Origin of the sequence: Actinoplanes teichomyceticus ATCC 31121, from assembly GCF_003711105.1 — a bacterium.
Classification (GTDB): Bacteria; Actinomycetota; Actinomycetes; order Mycobacteriales; family Micromonosporaceae; genus Actinoplanes; species Actinoplanes teichomyceticus.
On record NZ_CP023865.1, the window covers coordinates 3,859,146 to 3,875,759 of the forward strand.

13 protein-coding genes are annotated in these 16,614 nt (G+C 74.0%); 7 read left to right on the forward strand and 6 right to left on the reverse strand.

The window, feature by feature from the left end:
* Nucleotides 1-91: 91 nt before the first annotated feature.
* Nucleotides 92-1,363: a S8 family peptidase gene (locus tag ACTEI_RS16945; protein ID WP_122978543.1), complete on the reverse strand. Its 1,272-nt coding sequence runs from the start codon at nucleotides 1,361-1,363 to the stop codon at nucleotides 92-94.
* Between the two features lie 176 nt (nucleotides 1,364-1,539).
* Between ACTEI_RS16945 and ACTEI_RS16950 the strand changes: the two genes are divergently transcribed.
* Nucleotides 1,540-4,176 carry a CHAT domain-containing protein gene (locus ACTEI_RS16950; RefSeq protein WP_122978544.1) on the forward strand — a complete coding sequence of 879 codons (2,637 nt, stop codon included), beginning with the start codon at nucleotides 1,540-1,542 and terminating at the stop codon, nucleotides 4,174-4,176.
* Nucleotides 4,177-4,215: 39 nt separating this feature from the next.
* Here the strand turns inward: ACTEI_RS16950 and ACTEI_RS16955 are convergent, their stop codons facing one another.
* On the reverse strand, nucleotides 4,216-4,500 hold the full coding sequence (locus ACTEI_RS16955) for a hypothetical protein (protein WP_122978545.1): 285 nt from the start codon (nucleotides 4,498-4,500) through the stop codon (nucleotides 4,216-4,218).
* A gap of 530 nt (nucleotides 4,501-5,030) precedes the next feature.
* On the opposite strand from ACTEI_RS16955, the gene ACTEI_RS16960 reads away from it, so the two are divergent.
* Nucleotides 5,031-5,828: an AfsR/SARP family transcriptional regulator gene (locus tag ACTEI_RS16960; RefSeq protein WP_122978546.1), complete on the forward strand. Its 798-nt coding sequence runs from the start codon at nucleotides 5,031-5,033 to the stop codon at nucleotides 5,826-5,828.
* An 841-nt stretch (nucleotides 5,829-6,669) separates the two neighbouring features.
* Here the strand turns inward: ACTEI_RS16960 and ACTEI_RS16970 are convergent.
* Nucleotides 6,670-7,569, reverse strand: coding sequence for a LysR family transcriptional regulator (locus ACTEI_RS16970; RefSeq protein WP_122978548.1), 900 nt, complete (start codon nucleotides 7,567-7,569; stop codon nucleotides 6,670-6,672).
* A gap of 117 nt (nucleotides 7,570-7,686) precedes the next feature.
* Between ACTEI_RS16970 and ACTEI_RS16975 the strand changes: the two genes are divergently transcribed.
* Together ACTEI_RS16975 and ACTEI_RS16980 are read left to right on the forward strand one after the other, a co-directional pair.
* Complete coding sequence (locus tag ACTEI_RS16975) at nucleotides 7,687-8,568, forward strand: NAD-dependent epimerase/dehydratase family protein (RefSeq protein WP_122982211.1); 882 nt, start codon at nucleotides 7,687-7,689, stop codon at nucleotides 8,566-8,568.
* 77 nt (nucleotides 8,569-8,645) lie between these two features.
* On the forward strand, nucleotides 8,646-9,236 hold the full coding sequence (locus ACTEI_RS16980; protein WP_122978549.1) for a DinB family protein: 591 nt from the start codon (nucleotides 8,646-8,648) through the stop codon (nucleotides 9,234-9,236).
* 158 nt (nucleotides 9,237-9,394) lie between these two features.
* Here ACTEI_RS16980 and ACTEI_RS16985 read toward each other — a convergent pair whose 3' ends face one another.
* Nucleotides 9,395-10,525: a hypothetical protein gene (locus ACTEI_RS16985; protein WP_122978550.1), complete on the reverse strand. Its 1,131-nt coding sequence runs from the start codon at nucleotides 10,523-10,525 to the stop codon at nucleotides 9,395-9,397.
* A gap of 120 nt (nucleotides 10,526-10,645) precedes the next feature.
* The gene (gene pdxR / locus ACTEI_RS16990) at nucleotides 10,646-12,001 is read right to left on the reverse strand and encodes a MocR-like pyridoxine biosynthesis transcription factor PdxR (protein WP_122978551.1); all 1,356 of its coding nucleotides are present in this window, start codon (nucleotides 11,999-12,001) and stop codon (nucleotides 10,646-10,648) included.
* 89 nt (nucleotides 12,002-12,090) lie between these two features.
* Between pdxR and ACTEI_RS16995 the strand changes: the two genes are divergently transcribed.
* The 3 genes from ACTEI_RS16995 to ACTEI_RS37040 all read left to right on the forward strand — a co-directional run bounded on the left by ACTEI_RS16995 (nucleotide 12,091) and on the right by ACTEI_RS37040 (nucleotide 14,668).
* The gene (locus tag ACTEI_RS16995) at nucleotides 12,091-12,930 is read left to right on the forward strand and encodes an NAD-dependent epimerase/dehydratase family protein (RefSeq protein ID WP_122978552.1); all 840 of its coding nucleotides are present in this window, start codon (nucleotides 12,091-12,093) and stop codon (nucleotides 12,928-12,930) included.
* Nucleotides 12,927-13,199: a putative antibiotic biosynthesis monooxygenase gene (locus ACTEI_RS17000; RefSeq protein ID WP_122978553.1), complete on the forward strand. Its 273-nt coding sequence runs from the start codon at nucleotides 12,927-12,929 to the stop codon at nucleotides 13,197-13,199. The genes ACTEI_RS16995 and ACTEI_RS17000 overlap by 4 nt, the downstream gene beginning before the upstream one ends.
* A gap of 140 nt (nucleotides 13,200-13,339) precedes the next feature.
* Complete coding sequence (locus ACTEI_RS37040; RefSeq protein WP_145831061.1) at nucleotides 13,340-14,668, forward strand: hypothetical protein; 1,329 nt, start codon at nucleotides 13,340-13,342, stop codon at nucleotides 14,666-14,668.
* Between the two features lie 68 nt (nucleotides 14,669-14,736).
* On the opposite strand, the gene ctaD is transcribed toward ACTEI_RS37040, so the two are convergent.
* A complete protein-coding gene (gene ctaD, locus ACTEI_RS17015; protein WP_122978556.1) occupies nucleotides 14,737-16,506 on the reverse strand; it encodes an aa3-type cytochrome oxidase subunit I in 1,770 nt (589 codons plus the stop codon).
* Nucleotides 16,507-16,614: the final 108 nt, after the last annotated feature.

Consider the following 16,614-nt stretch of genomic DNA (forward strand, 5'->3'; position numbering starts at 1 on the left):
TCATCGGGGCGGTGCGGGCGGGGCAGCGGCCGTGGCCTCCCGCCGGACCGGGACAACGTCCTGGTGGCGGCGGAAGGTCCATCGGCGGTGGTCACGCGGACCACTTCGGGATCAGGGCGGAGGTGGTCCCGGCCCGGGCGTCCTGCAGCAGCTGGCGCAGCGCGGCCGGCGGGTCCACCTCGCCGCGCCGGATCCGTGCGGCGAGCAGGCCGGAGACCCACGCCGCGGCGAACGAGGTGCCGCTCCAGGACGCCGCGCCGTCGTACCGGCCGGTGCTGCCGGGCGTGGCCGGGTCGACGACCGTGACCGCGCCGTCGAAGTAGTTGCTCACCACGTTGACGCCGGGGGCCAGCACGTTCACCCAGGGCGCGTCCGGGCTGAACGACGCGGGCGTGCCCTGCGGGGTCAGCGCGCCGACCGCCACCACCTCGTCGTAGGCCGCCGGCCACAGCGGGCGGCGGCATCGCGGCCCCGGCTCGCCGTGATTGCCGGCCGCGGCCACCACGACCGTGCGTGGCCCGATCAGGCGCAGCGCGGCGGTCATCGCCAGGGCCGGCTGGTCGTCACCGGTGAAGAACCCGGCCGAGACGTTGACCACGTCGGCCCCCCGCCGGGCGAGCGCGACCAGGTCGTTGGCCAGTCGCCACGAGGTGCTGCGGGCCGCGTCGTCCAGGGTGGGATGGATGGTCACCGCGGCGCCCGGCGCGTTGCGCAGCACGATGCCGGTGACGAAGGTGGCGTGCCCGGCGGTGAACGGCAGCCCACCCGGGCCGGGGGCGGGCAGCAGGGCACCGGGCGGGGCGAGATACGCCCCGGCGAGCGGGCCGTGGTCCCAGAGCCGGGTGTCGCAGACCGCGACGGTCGCGCCGGTTCCGCGTTCCCCGGCGGGGCGCGGCAGACCGTTGCGTACGCTGCGGTGGCTGCCCGGGGCGCCCTCGACCTCCGGCAGCACGTGTGCGTCGGGAGCGAAGACCCGGCCCTCCCAGCCGCCGGCCAGGACGTCCGCCTCGGTCGCCGGAGCCGGCAGCCGGCGACCCCCGCCGCTGATCACGTGAGCGCCGCCCACGGTCTCCACCTCACGGTTCTTGCCCAGCAGGGGGGTCCAGCCGTCGTATTCGCGGCGGAAGTAGGCGCGCAGGTCGGCGAGGAGCGCGTCGGTCGGTGAGCCGGAGCCGTCGGCCGCGCTGCCGCCGTCGCGCGCCGGCCCGGTCAGGTGCAGCAGGGCGAGGCCCAGCGCCGGGCTGCGCTGCGGCTCGCCGGCCGGGTGCAGGCCGAGCGTGCCGAGACGGTCCAGGATCAGGCCCAGGTGCGGCAGAGCCACGATCAGTTCGTTGACCCGGTGCGTCGCATTCGTCGTGCCCATGGTTCTCCTCGTGCGGGTGTGAGCTTCGGGCGTTCACCCGGCTCGTCAAGAGGACCAACGAGTGGCCGATTTGATACAAATGTCGCTGACAACTGTTCCCGCCGCGGTGCTCCCGTGGGGGCCGACCCGGGAAAACCCGCGCCGGGGCAGGGAGGTGCGCCGGAGGGAGAGGACGCATGGCGCGGGACGCCGCCGCTCGCGTGCTCTGCGACGAGGCACTGCGGCTCGTCGACGCGCAGCCGCAGCGCGCCTGGAGCCTCGCCGCCCAGGCCCGTGACCTCGCCGGGCGGGCCCACGATCCGGAGTCCGCCGCGGTCGCCGAGCGCGCCCGGGGACTGGCCGCCCTGCACCTGGCCGACCTGGACACCGCGCTGCGGTGCGAGCGCGGCGCCGTCCGGCTCGCCCGCCGCGCCGGCAATCCCACCCTCGCCGCCGAGGCCCGGATGAGCCTGGCGTACGTGCTCAGCTGCCGCGGCCAACCCCGCCGGGCGCTCGGCGTGATCGACCGCGCCCGTGCCGACCTGAACGGCGTCCAGCGCCTGCGGGCCACCGCCCAGCGCGGCGCCATCCTGCAGCAGCTCGGCTGCCTCGGCGAGGCGCTGGAGACGTACCGGGAAGTGCTGCCCCGGCTGCGCGCCTGCGGTGACCCGGTCTGGACCTGGCGGGTCCTCAACAACCGGGGTGTGCTGTTCGTCTACCGCTACCGGTTCGCCGAGGCGCTCGCCGACCTGCACGAGGCCGAACGGCTCAGCGAGGCCGAGGACCGGCGCCTGCTCGCCGCGCACGTGCAGGAGAACCTGGGCTTCGCGCACAGCCGGCAGGGTGAGGTCCCGGCCGCCCTGCGGTACTTCGAGGAGGCCGAACGGCGGTACCGGGCGCTCGGCGTGAGCGTCAGCTCGCTGCTGCTGGACCGTGCCGAGCTGCTGCTCGCCGTGCGGCTGGCCCGGGAGGCCCGGGAGGCGGCCGAGCAGGCGGTCGCCGAGCTGACCCGGGCCCGCAGCGGGTTCAAGCTGCCCGAGGGCGTGCTGATGGTGGCCGCCGCCGCGCTGCTCGCCGGGGACTGCACGGCGGCGCTGCCCGCGGCGCGCCAGGCGGCCGCCGCCTTCGCCCGTCAGCACCGCGACGACTGGAGCGCCGTGGCCCGGCTGATGGCGCTGCGCTGTCGCCTGGGACTCGGGCAGCGCGTCGCCGTACCGGAGCTGGTTCGCGTCGCCGACGCGCTGCAGGCGGCCGGCTGGCGGATGCCCGCGCTGGACGCCCGGGTCACCGCGGCCCGGCTCACGCTGGAACGCGGCCGCCCCGCCGAGGCCCAGGCGCTGCTGGCCGCGGCCGGTGCGGCCCGCCGCACGGACCCGGCCGAGCTGCGCATCCGCGCCTGCCAGTGTGCCGCCCTGCGCCACCTGAGCGCGGGCCGCCGCCGGGCGGCGGCCGCCACCATCTCCGCGGGTCTGCGCATCGCCGAGGAGTACCGGGCCACCCTGGGCGCGGACGACCTGCTCGCGTACTGCTCCGGACATCGCACCGAACTCGTCCACATGGGTCTGCGGATGGCGATCGAGGCGCGGTCGGCACGTCGCGTCCTGCGCTGGGCCGAGCGTGGCCGGGCCAGCCACCTGCTCCTCGCCCGGGCCCGCCCACCCGGCGACCCGGTGCTGGCCGCGGCGCTCAGCGAGGTCCGCGGTGTCGTCGCCGAGCTGGCGGCGGCGCGGCGGGCCGGGGAGTCGGTCGCCCACCTGGAACGGCGACAGGCGGCGCTGGAGAACCGGATCCGCGACCACCTGCGGCGGCGCGACGGCGACTACGCCGGCACCGCCGCGCCCGCCTCGCCCGAACAGCTCACGGCGGTGCTCGACGGTGCGGCGGTGCTCGAGTACGTGGAGAGCGACGGCGCACTGTTCGCCGTGCTCCTCGCGGACGGCCGGACCGTGCTGCGCCCGCTCGGACCGGCCGCCGAGATCGCCGGATCGCTGGAGCACCTGCCGTTCGCGATGCGCCGCGCGGCCGCCGGCAACGACCGCAGCGCCGAGGCGGCCGACCGGCTGCTGGCCAGCCTGGGACGCCGGCTCGACGAATTCCTCGTCGGGCCGGTGCGCGACGCCCTCGGCGACCGGCCGCTGGTGGTGGTCCCGACCGGGGCGCTCCAGTCGATGCCGTGGGGGCTGCTGCCCTCGTGCGCCGGGCGTTCGGTCACGGTCTCGCCCTCGGCCACCTCCTGGTATCAGGCCGCCCGCCGGCCACGCCGGTACGGCACGACGCTCGCGGTGGCCGGGCCCGACCTGCCGGGCTCGGCGGCCGAGATCGCGGCGCTGCACCGGCTGTATCCCGCGGCACAGACGCTGACCGGCGCCTCGGCCACGGCCGGCGCGGTGCTCGCCGCCCTGCCGTACGCGAGCATCGCCCACGTCGCCGCGCACGGCAATTTCCGGCGGGACAACCCGCTGTTCTCCTCGCTGCGGCTCGCCGACGGACCGCTCACCGTCCACGACCTGCAAACCCTGCCCGACGTGCCGGAACTGGTGATCCTCGCCGCCTGCGACAGCGGCCTGTCGCTGGTCTGTCCGGGCGACGAGTTGCTCGGCTTCTCCGCCGCCCTGCTGACCATGGGCACCCGGTCGCTGGTCGCGGCCATGCTGCCGGTGCCGGACGAGGTGGCCACGGTGCTGATGACCGCGATGCACCACCGGCTCGCGGCCGGGGCCGCACCGGCGTCGGCGCTGGCCGAGGCGGGCCGCGATCTGGCCCGCAGCGGCGGCCCCGCCGAGCGGATGACCGCCGCCGGGTTCGTCTGTCTCGGCGCCGGACTCGGCGCCTGAGCCGGTCCCGGCCACCGGGACCGGCGTCAGGCGAGTGGGTCACGCGGCCAGGTCGTGCGTCACCGTGGCCGGACGGTCGGCCCGGTGCGCCGGGTACAGCATGTGGACGGTGTCGAGAGCCCACCGCATACGCGGCTGCGCGACCTCCGGGTACTCGCCGTACCGGGCCGCGACCTCGGCGGCGCAGCCGCGGGTCCCGTGGTGGGCCCGCACGGCCGTACGGATCAGTTCGGTGACCTCCGGTCTCGTCAGGTGGTCCGTGACCGAGGCGGTGCTGACGAACAGGGCTTCGGCCCGAGCGGCGGCGAGCATCTCGGCCCCCATGGCGACTCCCTCTGCTGAGTGCGTGCAGGTTTCACAGCAGGGGAGCCGCCGGTCCGGCCCGGTGATACACCACCTGTGACGGCGATCCGGATGTATCACCCGTGCCGCCGCCCGCTCCTCTCCTATGCCCGGGCGGCACGGCGCCGCCCGCGGACCACGAGCCGGGCCGGCTGCCACCGGCTCGACCGGGCGATCAGCGCGGGTACGGCCCCAGCGGGGTGCTGCCGCACCGGTTGACCGCCCACGGAGAGGAGGTGACACACCATGACGAGCACTCCGGTCTCCCGCGAGGCCGGCGCGGGCTGATCCTCGCTCGTCCCCCCGCTGCTGGTGAGCTGCCCCCGCTCACCAGCAGCACCCCGCGCCCCGCCGCCGATGCCCGCACCGGGGGAGAGCCCGCAAGGCACCGCCGGTCCGGCGATCGAGCGCATGGCCGCGGTCCACGGCGGCTCGGCTCGGTGGGACGACCGAAATCTGAGAACAGTCCGGAGATAGTCATGTCGGTGGATCGAAGTCATGGGGGTTGCGCCGTGAACATCTGGATGATGGGCCAGATGCTGATCGAGTCCGGACATCGCAGTACGCGATTCCGGGGTGGTATGCAGGGGGCCCTGCTGGCCGTGCTGATCAGCGCGCAGGGGCAGGTCATGCCGTTCGGCACGCTGTCGGAGGAGCTGTGGGGTGGTCGGCAGCCGGACGGTATGGAGAACGCGTTGCAGGCGCATGCCAGCCGGTTGCGGCGCAAGTTGCGGGCGCTGGAGCCGGAGCGGGCTGAGGCGCGGCTGGTGGCGCGGGCCGGTGGGTACCGTCTGGATCTGGACGGGGCGGCCACCGACGCGATCACGTTCGCCAGTGAGGTGGCCGCGGTGCAGGCGGATCCGGGTCTGCCGCCCGCGGTGGTCAGTCAGCGGTTGCGTGCGGTGCTGTCGCTGTGGCGTGGTCAGGTGTTCGGGGGTGCTCCGGTCGGCATGATCGCGCAGGCGTGGGCGGCCCGGTTGAGCGCGGTGCGGATCGCGGCGTTGGAGATGTTGTTCGACAACGAGTTGAAGCTGGGGTTGCACAGCGCGATCGTGCCGGAGTTGTCGGCGTTGGTGCGTTCCGAGGCGCTCAACGAGCGGTGGTGCGAGCAGTTGATGGTGGCGTTGTACCGGTCCGGGCGGCAGGCCGAGGCGCTCGGGGTGTATCAGCGGATGCGGCAGCAGATGATCGAGGAGCTCGGGGTGGACCCGTCGCCGATGCTGCGCAATCACGAGCGGGCGATCCTCGCGCACGACGATGGCCTGCTCATCCACGGTGACCACCGCCTGCTGCGCGCCGTGGCCCGCTGACCGCACGCCGGTCGGCGTGATGTCCGCGGTGATCCGCGTCCGGGCGGGCGCCGGTGAACGGCCGGCGGCGTGGGCTGCGCGGACCCGGCTGCCGTGCGGGCCCGCGCCGGCCGGCGGTGATCGGCGTCGGGTGCGCCGAGCCGGTACCCGCCGGTGCGCGACCGTGGACCGCGGCGGCCTTCGATCACGGTGTGGCCGGGTCTGCCGGCGGCTGTCGTACTAGCCGTAGTAGACGATGAGATCCCACCTGCCGCCCCCGGCGTCGACGCATCGGGCGTTGTCGGCGTCCGTTTCCAGGAGCGCGAGGGGATGGCGCCGACGCACACGTACGGGGAGGGATACCGTGCGTAGAAGAACCAGGCCGGCACCGAAGCGGCGGACGGCGAAGCGGCGACCGCTGGCGACGCCGACCCGACCGCCCCGATTCCCGCCGCGACGAATGCCAGGGCCACGGCAGACGCAGTGCGTCGGAGAATGGCGCGTGCGCTCATTTCGGACCCTCCTCAGAATATGAGTCTCATGGCCCGGGGCCGAGCTAAACATTGTCGTGCATCTATGGATAGGAAGCTTGAGAGGCGATGCGTGCCGAGCCGAACAATCGGCCGGAAAATCAAATGACCGGGGAAATGACGTGCGGGTTGTCACGCCGGGAGCGTCCAGCCGGCGAGCCGCGGCACCGGCGGCTACCAGGGCGGCCAGGTCCGCGGACCACTCGTCGAGCTGCCGTTCCCACTGCCGTTCCCAGGCCCGTCCCTGCGCGGTGAGAGCTTCTGCCCGCACGCCGGCGGGTCGCCCGGCGGCCCGGGCGGCAGCCGGTTCCCGCTGATCGACCGGCCGGGCTTCAGTAGCGGTCCCGGCGCACGACGTGCGCGTCGACCAGGTCGAGGAACGCCCGTACGGCCGGGCTCGGCGCGCAGCCGTCGAGGCTGGCCGCGGCCAGGGTCCATGACGCGGCCGGCGGGTCGAGCTCGACGGGTACGACCCGGTGGCCGTCCTCGGCGGCCAACGGCGGCACGAGGGCCACGCCGATGCCGGACTCGACGTAGCCGGGGATGGTCGTGATGTCGCTGACCTCGACGGCGATGGTGCGGGTGATGCCGGCCCGGCGGAAGTCGTTGTCGGTGCGGACGCGGTTGCAGAAGCCGGGCGGAAGGTCGATGAACGGCTCGTCGGCCAACGCGGCCGGGCTCACCGTGGCGCGCTCGGCCAGCGGATGGCCGGCCGGGACGAGCAGGCGCGGCTGGAAGTCAGCGATCGGGTTCAGGAGCAGGTCGGGCACGCTCGCGGTCTGCACGGCGACGAACGCGACGTCGAGCTCGCGGGCGCGCAGGGCGGCCAGGAGCCCGTCGGTGCCCCCGGCGGCCATGCTGAGGCTCAGCCGTACGCCGGGGTGGCGGTCACGGAAGTCGTTCACCAGCCCCGGCAGGTCGACGGCGGTGAGGCCGGAGAGCGTGCCGACGCGCAGGCTGCCGGTCAGTCCCCCGCGCAGACCGGCGACCGCGGCACGGGCCTGGTCGAGGGCGTCGAGCGCCCGGCGCGCCTCGGGTAGCAGCGCCTTGCCGGCCTCGGTGAGCGCGACCCTGCTGGTGCTGCGCTCGAACAGGGGTGCGCCGAGGTGCCGTTCCAGCGCCCGGATGCTCGCCGAGACCGTCGACTGCACGGCATGGGTGCGCCGGGCGGCGCGAGTGAAGTTGAGTTCCTCGGCGACGGCCACGAAGTACTGCAGTTGACGCTGCTCCACGCGGCGATGTTAATCGGCCCAGGCGATGACGCCGATCGCAACTATTCGTTGGTGGCGAACACCCGGGCGCGGCAGTCTGGGGCCAGACATCCGATCCTGAGCGAGGAGCTCGTCACCATGAACGTCTTCCTGACCGGCGCCACCGGCCACATCGGCTCGGCGGTCCTGTCCGCCCTGATCGGCGCGGGGCACTCCGTCACGGCGCTGGTGCGCTCGGAGCCGAAGGCGGCCGCCGCACGCGCGGCCGGCGCCGCGGCCGTCGTCGGCGACATGCGGGACCTCGACCTCGTACGGAGCCTGGCCACCGGCGCCGACGCCGTGATCGCCACAGCGTCGCCGGGCGACGCGACCAGCAGCTCGGTCGAGACCGCGTTCACCGAGGCCGCCCTCGACGGCTTGCGGCCCGGCGCCACGTTCCTGCGCACCGGCGGTGTCTGGGTGCACGGCTCGGCCCCGGACATCACCGAGGACACCCCGCGCAACGCGCCGGCGCTGGTCGCGTGGCGCGAGGAGCTGGACTCGCGCGTCCTGACCGCGGCCGGGATCCGGTCGATCATCATCGAGCCGGGCACCGTCTACGGCAACGGCATCGGCATCCCCGCCCTGGTGTTCGCGGGGGAGCGGGTCGGCGATCCGGCCGCGCTGCGCCTGGTCGGCCCCGGCACCCAGCACTGGACCACCGTGCACGTCGACGACCTGGCGCAGCTGTACGTGGCGGCGCTCGAGCAGGCGCGGAGCGGCTCGGTGTATCTCGGGGTCAGCGGCGACAACCCCACGGTCCGCGAGCTGGGTGAGGCCGCGTCCCGCCGGCTGGGCCTCGACGGCCGCGTGGTGGCCGAGGACGCCGCCGCGACGGTCGAGCGGCTCGGCGGGTTCGGCGAGGCCCTGCTGCTCGATCAGCAGGCCACCGGCGAGAAGGCGCGCCGCGAGCTGGGCTGGAAGCCGTCGCGCCGGTCACTGGTCGAGGAGTTCGCGGCCGGCGCCTACGACCCGGCCTGACGCCGATCTTGCCGGCGGCGGCTCGTACGACGCCGGGGAGTCTCGTACGACGCCCGTGGTGAGGAAGACTGGCGGGCATGGCTGATCTGGGCGACCCGAAGACGGCGCTGCACCACTACCTGAAGACGACCCGCGATGACCTGATCTGGAAGCTTGACGGGCTGAGCGAACGTGAGGTCAGGCTGCCCCGCACCGCGACCGGCAACAACCTGTTGGGAGTCCTCAAGCACTGCCTCAACGTCGAGGCCGGCTACTTCGGACCGACCTTCGGGCGCGAGTTCCCGGCCGCCGGGGAACTGGTCCCCATGTCGGCATACGACGAGGACCCGCAGGCGGACTGGTACGCGCGGGCGGACGAGACGAAGGACGGGCTGATCGACCTGTACCGCCGTGTCGGGGCGTTCGCGGACCAGACGATCGAACAGCTGCCGCTCGACGCGCCGGGGCGGGTGCCGTGGTGGCGGCCGGGCAGCGATGTGGTGACGCTGCAACGGATCATCATCCACGTGACCTGCGACCTCGCTCGGCACGCCGGTCACGCCGACATCATGCGCGAGCAGCACGACAGCGCGATCGGCCTGCGCCGGGAGAACACCAACGTTCCCGACGACTACGACTGGCCGGGGTACGTCACCAAGCTGGCGAAGCTCGCCGACCGGTTCGGATAGCCAGCCGGCCGTTGAGGCCGGTACCCGTTCATCGGCAAGGCCGCCGCCATGTTCCGGAGGCCGGCAGGGCGGCGAGGATGGGTGCATCCCGGTGCTCGCCGGCCGACCGGCGGAGATCGCGACGGGCGCCACGCCCCGCCGGACTGCTCAACGGCGGGCTAGACGCCGAAACCCCCGTAGAAGCCGCCGCCGCTGCCGGTCGGTGGCAGGCTGATCGTGCTGGAGACGCCGTACGTGCGCGGGAACGGGTTCGAGGACGGCCGGCGGGGCGGGGTGGGATCCCTGCCGGTCGCCTGCCACCGTTCGACCCGTTCGATCTGCGCGGCGGCGAACTCGTTGCCGCGGTCCCGTTCGCCGCGGGCGACGGCGAGCGCCTCCTCGTACCGGCGTCGCCGGGCCAGCCACTGCACCAGTTCGACCAGCAGCGCGGGGTCGTTGCTCCAGCCGACGTGGGTGTCGCGTTCCCACCGCTGCGGGTCGAGGGTGTGCAGGAAGCCTCCACTCACCGGTAGCCCCGTGTCGATGGCCTCCTGCCACATCCGCCCGGTCATCGCCGCCAGGGTGGTCAGGGCGGCGAGCAGATCGATGGAGCGTTCCCCCGCGGCCCACCGGGCCTGCAGGTACTCGCTCGCCTGCGGCCAGAGGGGCGCGGCGCGGGCCAGCCGCGCCGCGCCGAACTCGGCGACGAAAGCGTCCAGGTACACCGCGGGGCGTTCGGCCTGGCCGGCATCTGTCCGTGCGCCGATCGTCGCGGCGGTGGCCAGATCGTGCAGCACGGCGCGGTAGGCCTGCAGCCGGGCCCGGCCCTTCGGGTACGACAGGTCGTCCGCCTCGGGGCCCCGGGCATCGATGAGCAACCGGTGGGCAGCGCGGAGGAATTCGCGGGCCGGCTCGACGGCCGCTGCCTGGCGCACGTCACGCCGGGTCCGCGACCGGTACCCGGGCTGTGCGAGACGCTGCTGCTCCCTGTCGATGTCCTCGCTCAGCCGGCTGAGCAGCGCCGCGTAGTGCGTCCAGGCCGGCGACGCGGCGTCCCATCCGTGCCGGCGCACCGCCCGGGCCATCGCCCACCGGCGCCGCAGCAGCCCGCGCGGAAAGACCCGCGACACCGGCCAGGCCGTGGCCGCGGCGACCGCCGCCGCGAACGTCATCGCCGCCGCGGGCCGGCCGGGAACCAGCCACAGGTACGCGCCCATCCCGGCCAGCGCGCCCAGCACCAGACACAGCAGCAACCGAACGGCGGGCACGATGACGTGGGCGCCGGTTTCCCGTTCACTCGGCAGATACATCGACCCATTTTCCGGTACGGATGGGGTCGGGTCCACCGCTCGCGTCCGCCACGATGCGCCTCGCCGCCGCGGCGAGGGGCCGGCCCGGCACACCGGTGGCCGCGCCGGTCGAGCGGCCGCTCAGTCGCCGCTGGTCCGCAGGGTGCCGGCGAGGGCGTCGAGGGCCGGTCGGAACTGTGCGCGCGACGGTGTGGCGAATCCGGCGACGATCGCGGCGCGGTGCTGGTGGCTTCGGGTGTAGCGGGCCAGTTCGTGGACGGCGACGCCACGCTCGGCGAGCCGGTCGCGCAGCGCGCCCGCCCCGGTGTCGAGGCCGTCGACGGCGATCAGGGTGTGCAGCCCGGCGGGGATGCCGCAGGTCCGGAGCCCGAGGGCGCCGAGGGTGTGCTGCAGCAGGGTGCGACGGCGGGCGTATTCGCGGCGTTGTCGCCGGATGTGGCGCTCGTACTCGCCGCTGGCGATGAGGTCGGCCAGGGCGAGCTGATTGAGCAGCGGCGCTCCGCCGCAGAGCGTCTCGGACGACTCCACGACCGGGCCGATCAGCTCGTGCGGCAGGGCGAGCCAGCCCAGCCGCAGGGCCGGGTCGAGGGTCTTGCTGGTGCTCCCGGCGTAGACGACGTGTTCCGGCGCCGAGCGTTGCAGGGCCGGGACCGGGCGGCGGTCGAAGCGGAACTCGCCGTCGTAGTCGTCCTCGACGATGTAGGCGCCGGTGGCCCGCGCCCAGTCGCTGACGAGCCGGCGCCGTCGCGGGCTGAGCGCGCCGCCGAGGGGGAACTGGTGCGAGGGGGTCAGCACCACGGCATCGGTGCCGGAGGTCAGCCGGTGCACCTCGGCGCCGGCGTCGTCCACGGGCAGGTCGGTCACCGTGAAGCCGGCCGTCCACCAGGGACCACAGATGCCGAACAGCGACGGATCCTCGATCGCTACCGACCGTGCTCCGTGCCGGGCCAGTGCGGTGGCGAGCAGGGTGGACGCGGTGCGGAAGCCGGCGCAGATCACGATCGATTCCGCGGTGGCCGTGACTCCCCGGGCGCGGGAGAGGTAGGCGGCCAACTGCGCGCGCAATTCCCGGCAGCCGGCGCCACTGGTGGGCGCGTGGCCGGCACGCGCGGCCGCGCGGCGGGTCGCGGCGACCCAGCGGCTGGCCGGGAACGATCCGTGTTCGGGCTGCCCGGGCCGCAGGTCGAACGCGGGCGGCGGCTCGACCACCGCGGCACCGGTGCGCGGGACGGGGTCGACGCCGCGGGAGACGAACACGCCGGAGCGCGGGCGGGCCTCGAGGACGCCTTCGGCGATCAGGTCGTCCAGAGCCGCGATCACGGTGTTGCGGGCGATGCCGAGCTCGGCGGCCAGTTCCCTGCTCGACGGCAGCCGGGCTCCCGGCGCCAGGACGCCGCCGGTGATGGCCGTGCGGATCGCGCTCTCGATCGCCCGCCGCCGGGGCAGGGCCGGGTCGAGACGGAACACCACATCCACTGGACCACAATACTGCCCCGTGTCTGGACCTTCTTGACGGTCCAGAGCCGGCCTAGCGTCCTGGCTGTTCCCGGTGAAAGGCGGTTGTCGTGCATGTTTTCCTCGCCGGTGGTTCCGGCGTTCTCGGGGCAGCGGTCATCCCGTTGCTGACGGCGGCGGGACACCGGGTGACCGCGACCACGCGTACCCCGTCGAAGACCGCGGCGCTGGGCCGGCTCGGCGCGAAGCCGGTGCTTCTCGACGCCCTGGACGGCGAGGCCGTGTCGGCGGCGGTGGGCGCGGCCCGGCCGGACGCGGTGCTGCACCTGCTGACCGATCTGGGCGCCGGGAACTCCGCCAGCAACGCGCGGCTGCGTACCGTCGGAACGCGCCATCTGGTCGATGCCGCCGACCGCCACGGGGTACGAAGGATGGTCGCCGAGAGCATCTCCTGGGTCTACCGGCCCGGCCCCACACCGGCCGGGGAGAGCGAGCCGCTCGATGTGGACGCCGCGGAGCCACGCCGCACCACCGTCGTCGCCGTGCAGGCGCTGGAGACCGCGGTGCGGGAACTCCCGGAGGGAGTCGTGCTGCGCTTCGGGCAGCTGTACGGCCCCGGCACCTGGTACGCGCCGCAGGGCCGCTTCGCGCACGACGCCCGAGCGGGCCGGCTGCCCGCCACCGAGACCGTGGCCTCGTTCATCCATGTCGCCGACGCCGCGCGCGCCGCGGTCCTGGCGCTGGCGTGGCCGGCCGGCGTGTGGAACATCGTGGACGACGAACCGGCGCCGGGCCGGGAGTGGGCGCCGGTCTTCGCCGCCGCGGTCGGCGCCCCGCGTCCGGCGGTCACGTCCACCGGCGACCTCGGCCGCCCGGTGTCCAACTCGCGCGCCCGGCGCCACGGTCTCGACCTGGAACACCCCAGCTGGCGCAGCGGATTCGCCCGATGAGCCGCCCGTGGCGCGCCGGCACCTGGCGGCAGGCGGTCATCACCTATTCCGCCGTTCTTCCGGTCAGTCTCGTCCTGCACCTGGTTCTCGGCCCGCTCACCGCGCCGTGGCCCCGGCTGAGCGTCATCGTCGTCAACGCCGCCGTCCTGGTCGCGTCGCTGAACTGGGTGCTGCTGCCGGCGTTGCACCGGGTGACCCGCGGCTGGGCGGTCCGCTCAGCGCAGAAGGGCGCGGAAGAAGCGGTTGACCTGTCGCGGGGCTCGACGTAGCGGTGAGTCATACAGACGGCGGCACGGCCGGGCCGACCCGCCCGAGTCGCGGACCGCGTCGGCGGATCCGCCGTGTATCGTGCCGCACGGACATCGATAATCATCCACGGAACTCGGGAGCGGGTGTGGGGTCGGACGCGATGCGACGGGGTCGGGCCGCCGGGGAGGGCGCGGGGTTCGCCGACGAGCGGGCCACGGCACTGCGCCGGATGTTCCCGCACCGGCTGCCCGCGGTGCCCGCCGCTTCCCCGCAGGCGGCTTCCCCGCAGGCCGCTTCCCGGCAGGCCGCTTCCCGGCAGGCCGCTTCCCCGCAGGCCGCTTCCCCGAACGTGGCTTCCCCGCGCGGGGCGGCGCCGCCCACAGCGGCGTCGCCGACCGTGCCCGGGGCCCGGCTGCCCACAGCGGCGTCGCCGACCGTGCCCGGGGCCCGGCTGCCCACAGCGGCGTCGCCGACCGTGCCCGGGGCCCGGCCGCCCACAGCGGCGTCGCCGACCGTGCCCGGGAACCGGCTGCCCGCAACTCGCGCGGCGGCGTCACCGAGCGTGCCCGGGAACCGGCGACCCGGCGCCGAGTTGTCGCCGGGCGCGCCGGGGAGCCGGTCACCCGGCTCCCGCGCCGCGGCGTCGCCCGCCGGCTCCCGCGCCGCGGCGTCGCCCGCCGGCTCCCGCGCCGCGGCGTCGCCCGCCGGGCCCGGCAGCCGGCCGCCCGGACCGGCGGCCGATGCGGCGGCGGGCGGGCCGTGGTCCGGCAGCCGGACGGCCGGCGCGGCCGACGGCCCGGTCCGGATCCGGCGGCGCTGGGGTCTGATCGTCGCCGGGGGAGTGCTCGCGCTCATCGGGGCCGGGGCCGTCGCGATCGTCCGCCTGGTCGACGTGGACGCCGTTCCGTCATCGACAGTGACCGGTCCGCCCCCGCAGGGCTTTCCCGCGGTTCTCCCGCCCGGCCAGCCCTCCGGCGCTCCCGCCTCGGCGGTTTCCGCCGCGCCGGTGGCCGGCGCGGCGGACCGGTCGCCGTCCGGCCGGCGCGGGCGTCTCCCGGCGGGCAGCCGCCCGGCTGCCCACGGGACGGACGGCGCCGCCACGGCGGAAGACGGCCCGCCCATCACCGGGTACTCCGCCTGTACGACCCGGAGCGCGGCGACGTTCACCGCGAGGTTCACCCGGGCGTACGCGCACCGGCGCGTCCTCATCGACACGGACGCCGACGCCGGCACCGGCTACCGGCTCCCCGGCCGCGCCGGCGGCGGTCTCGGCGCGGAGTATCTGGTCGAGGACGACGTCCTCTACCGGTCCACCGGCTCGACGTGGTCGTGGCAGGAGATTCCCGGCGCGCAGCCGCTGCTCTCGCGCTCCGGCGACACCTACCGCTGGCAGGTGAAACGACCGTACGGCGGGGTGCGGGTGGTGTTCGGCGCGACCGGCGCCGGGGCCGAGGCGTCCACCCCGGTCGTGGCCGTCACGCAGTGCTGATCCGTTGCCGGTGGAGGCCGCGCCGCCCGCCCACGTGCGCGGGCGGGCGGGCGGTCCGGGCGTAGCGGTCAGCGTTTCCTCTTGGGCTCACGGTCCGAGGCGATGTCCTCCGGGTAGGTGGCGCCGCCGTCGGACTCCTTGGTCAGCGGGCGGGCGCCGCCCTCCGGCGGCCCGGCCACCGACTGCTCGCCGGCCGCCAGTTCGGGGAACTTCAGGTCGAAGGCGGGCCGCTCGGAGCGGATCCGCGGCATCTTGTTGAAGTTGCGCAGCGGCGGCGGGCTGGTGGTGGCCCACTCCAGCGAGTTCCCGTGGCCCCACGGGTCGTCGGCTGTCGCGACGGTGCCCACCTTGTACGACTTCCACACGTTGTAGAGGAACGGCAGGGTTGCCAGCCCGAGGATGAACGACCCGATCGTCGAGATCGTGTTCAGCGTGGTGAATTCGTCGGTGGGCAGATAGTCGGCGTACCGCCGGGGCATGCCTTCGTTGCCGACCCAGTGCTGCACCAGGAAGGTCGCGTGGAACCCGATGAAGGTGAGCCAGAAGTGCACCTTGCCGAGGCGGTCGTCGAGCATCCGGCCGAACATCTTCGGGAACCAGAAGTAGACGCCGGCGAAGACCGCGAAGACGATGGTGCCGAACAGCACGTAGTGGAAGTGCGCGACGACGAAGTAGCTGTCGTGCACGTGGAAGTCCACCGGCGGGGACGCCAGCAGCACCCCGGTCAGCCCGCCGAGCAGGAACGTGAGCAGGAACCCGATCGCGAACAGCATCGGTGACTCCAGGCTGACCTGCCCGCGCCACATGGTTCCGATCCAGGTGAAGAACTTCATCCCGGTCGGGACCGCGATCAGATAGGTCAGGAAGCTGAAGAAGGGCAGCAGGATCTGACCGGTGGCGAACATGTGGTGCGCCCAGACGCTCATCGACAGCCCGGCGATCAGCATGGTCGCGGCCACCAGTCCCTTGTAGCCGAACAGCGGCTTGCGGCTGAAGACCGGGATCACCTCGGTCACGATCCCGAAGAAGGGCAGGGCGATGACGTACACCTCGGGGTGGCCGAAGAACCAGAACAGGTGCTGCCACAGCATCGGCCCGCCGGTACCCGGGTCGTAGACGTGGGCGTAGAGCACACGGTCGGCGGCCAGGGCGAACAGCGCGGCGGCGAGGAACGGGAAGATCAGGACAACCAGCAGGCTGGTGACCAGGATGTTCCAGGTGAAGATCGGCATCCGGAACATGGTCAGGCCCGGTGCGCGCAGGCAGAGGATCGTGGTGATGATGTTGACCGCGCCGAGAATCGTGCCGACGCCGGAGATCGCCAGCCCGACGACCCACGCGTTGCCGCCGACACCCGGGGTGTGCAACGAGTCGCTGAGCGGGGTGTAGGCGGTCCAGCCGAAGTCGGCCCCGCCGCCGGGGGTGAGGAAGCCACCGATGACGATGAGGCCGCCGAAGAAGTACAGCCAGTAGGCGAACGCGTTGAGCCGCGGGAACGCGACGTCGGGCGCGCCGATCTGGATGGGGACGATGTAGTTCGCGAACGCGAACACGATCGGGGTCGCGAAGAACAGCAGCATGATCGTGCCGTGCATGGTGAACAGCTGGTTGTACTGCTCCGGCGAGAGCATCTGCATGCCCGGCCGGGCCAGCTCCGCCCGCATGATCAGGGCAAGGAAGCCGCCCACCACGAACCAGACGAACGACGTGACCATGTACATGATGCCGATCTGCTTGGCATCGGTCGTGCGCAGGATCCGGGCCAGCGCGGACCCTCTCACCTGTCGTCGGATCGGCTGGGGCCGGATGGGGGTGGGCCTCGCGGCGACGGTGGTCATCCAGCCTCCTCGGCTGCACATATGGGGAACGCCTGGTCACCCTCTGTTATAGGCTTCTAACGCTTCAATTCGTGCCAGATCCGCTATTCCTCTTTTGTACGAAAGGGG

Coding starts and splice junctions, on each gene's coding strand:
- ACTEI_RS16945 (WP_122978543.1), bottom strand. CDS start 1,363: ATGGGCACGACGAATGCGACGCACCGGGTCAACGAACTGATCGTGGCT.
- ACTEI_RS16950 (WP_122978544.1), top strand. CDS start 1,540: ATGGCGCGGGACGCCGCCGCTCGCGTGCTCTGCGACGAGGCACTGCGG.
- ACTEI_RS16955 (WP_122978545.1), bottom strand. CDS start 4,500: ATGGGGGCCGAGATGCTCGCCGCCGCTCGGGCCGAAGCCCTGTTCGTC.
- ACTEI_RS16975 (WP_122982211.1), top strand. CDS start 7,687: ATGAACGTCTTCCTGACCGGCGCCACCGGCCACATCGGCTCGGCGGTC.
- ACTEI_RS16980 (WP_122978549.1), top strand. CDS start 8,646: ATGGCTGATCTGGGCGACCCGAAGACGGCGCTGCACCACTACCTGAAG.
- ACTEI_RS16985 (WP_122978550.1), bottom strand. CDS start 10,525: ATGTATCTGCCGAGTGAACGGGAAACCGGCGCCCACGTCATCGTGCCC.
- ACTEI_RS17000 (WP_122978553.1), top strand. CDS start 12,927: ATGAGCCGCCCGTGGCGCGCCGGCACCTGGCGGCAGGCGGTCATCACC.
- ACTEI_RS37040 (WP_145831061.1), top strand. CDS start 13,340: ATGCGACGGGGTCGGGCCGCCGGGGAGGGCGCGGGGTTCGCCGACGAG.
- ctaD (WP_122978556.1), bottom strand. CDS start 16,506: ATGACCACCGTCGCCGCGAGGCCCACCCCCATCCGGCCCCAGCCGATC.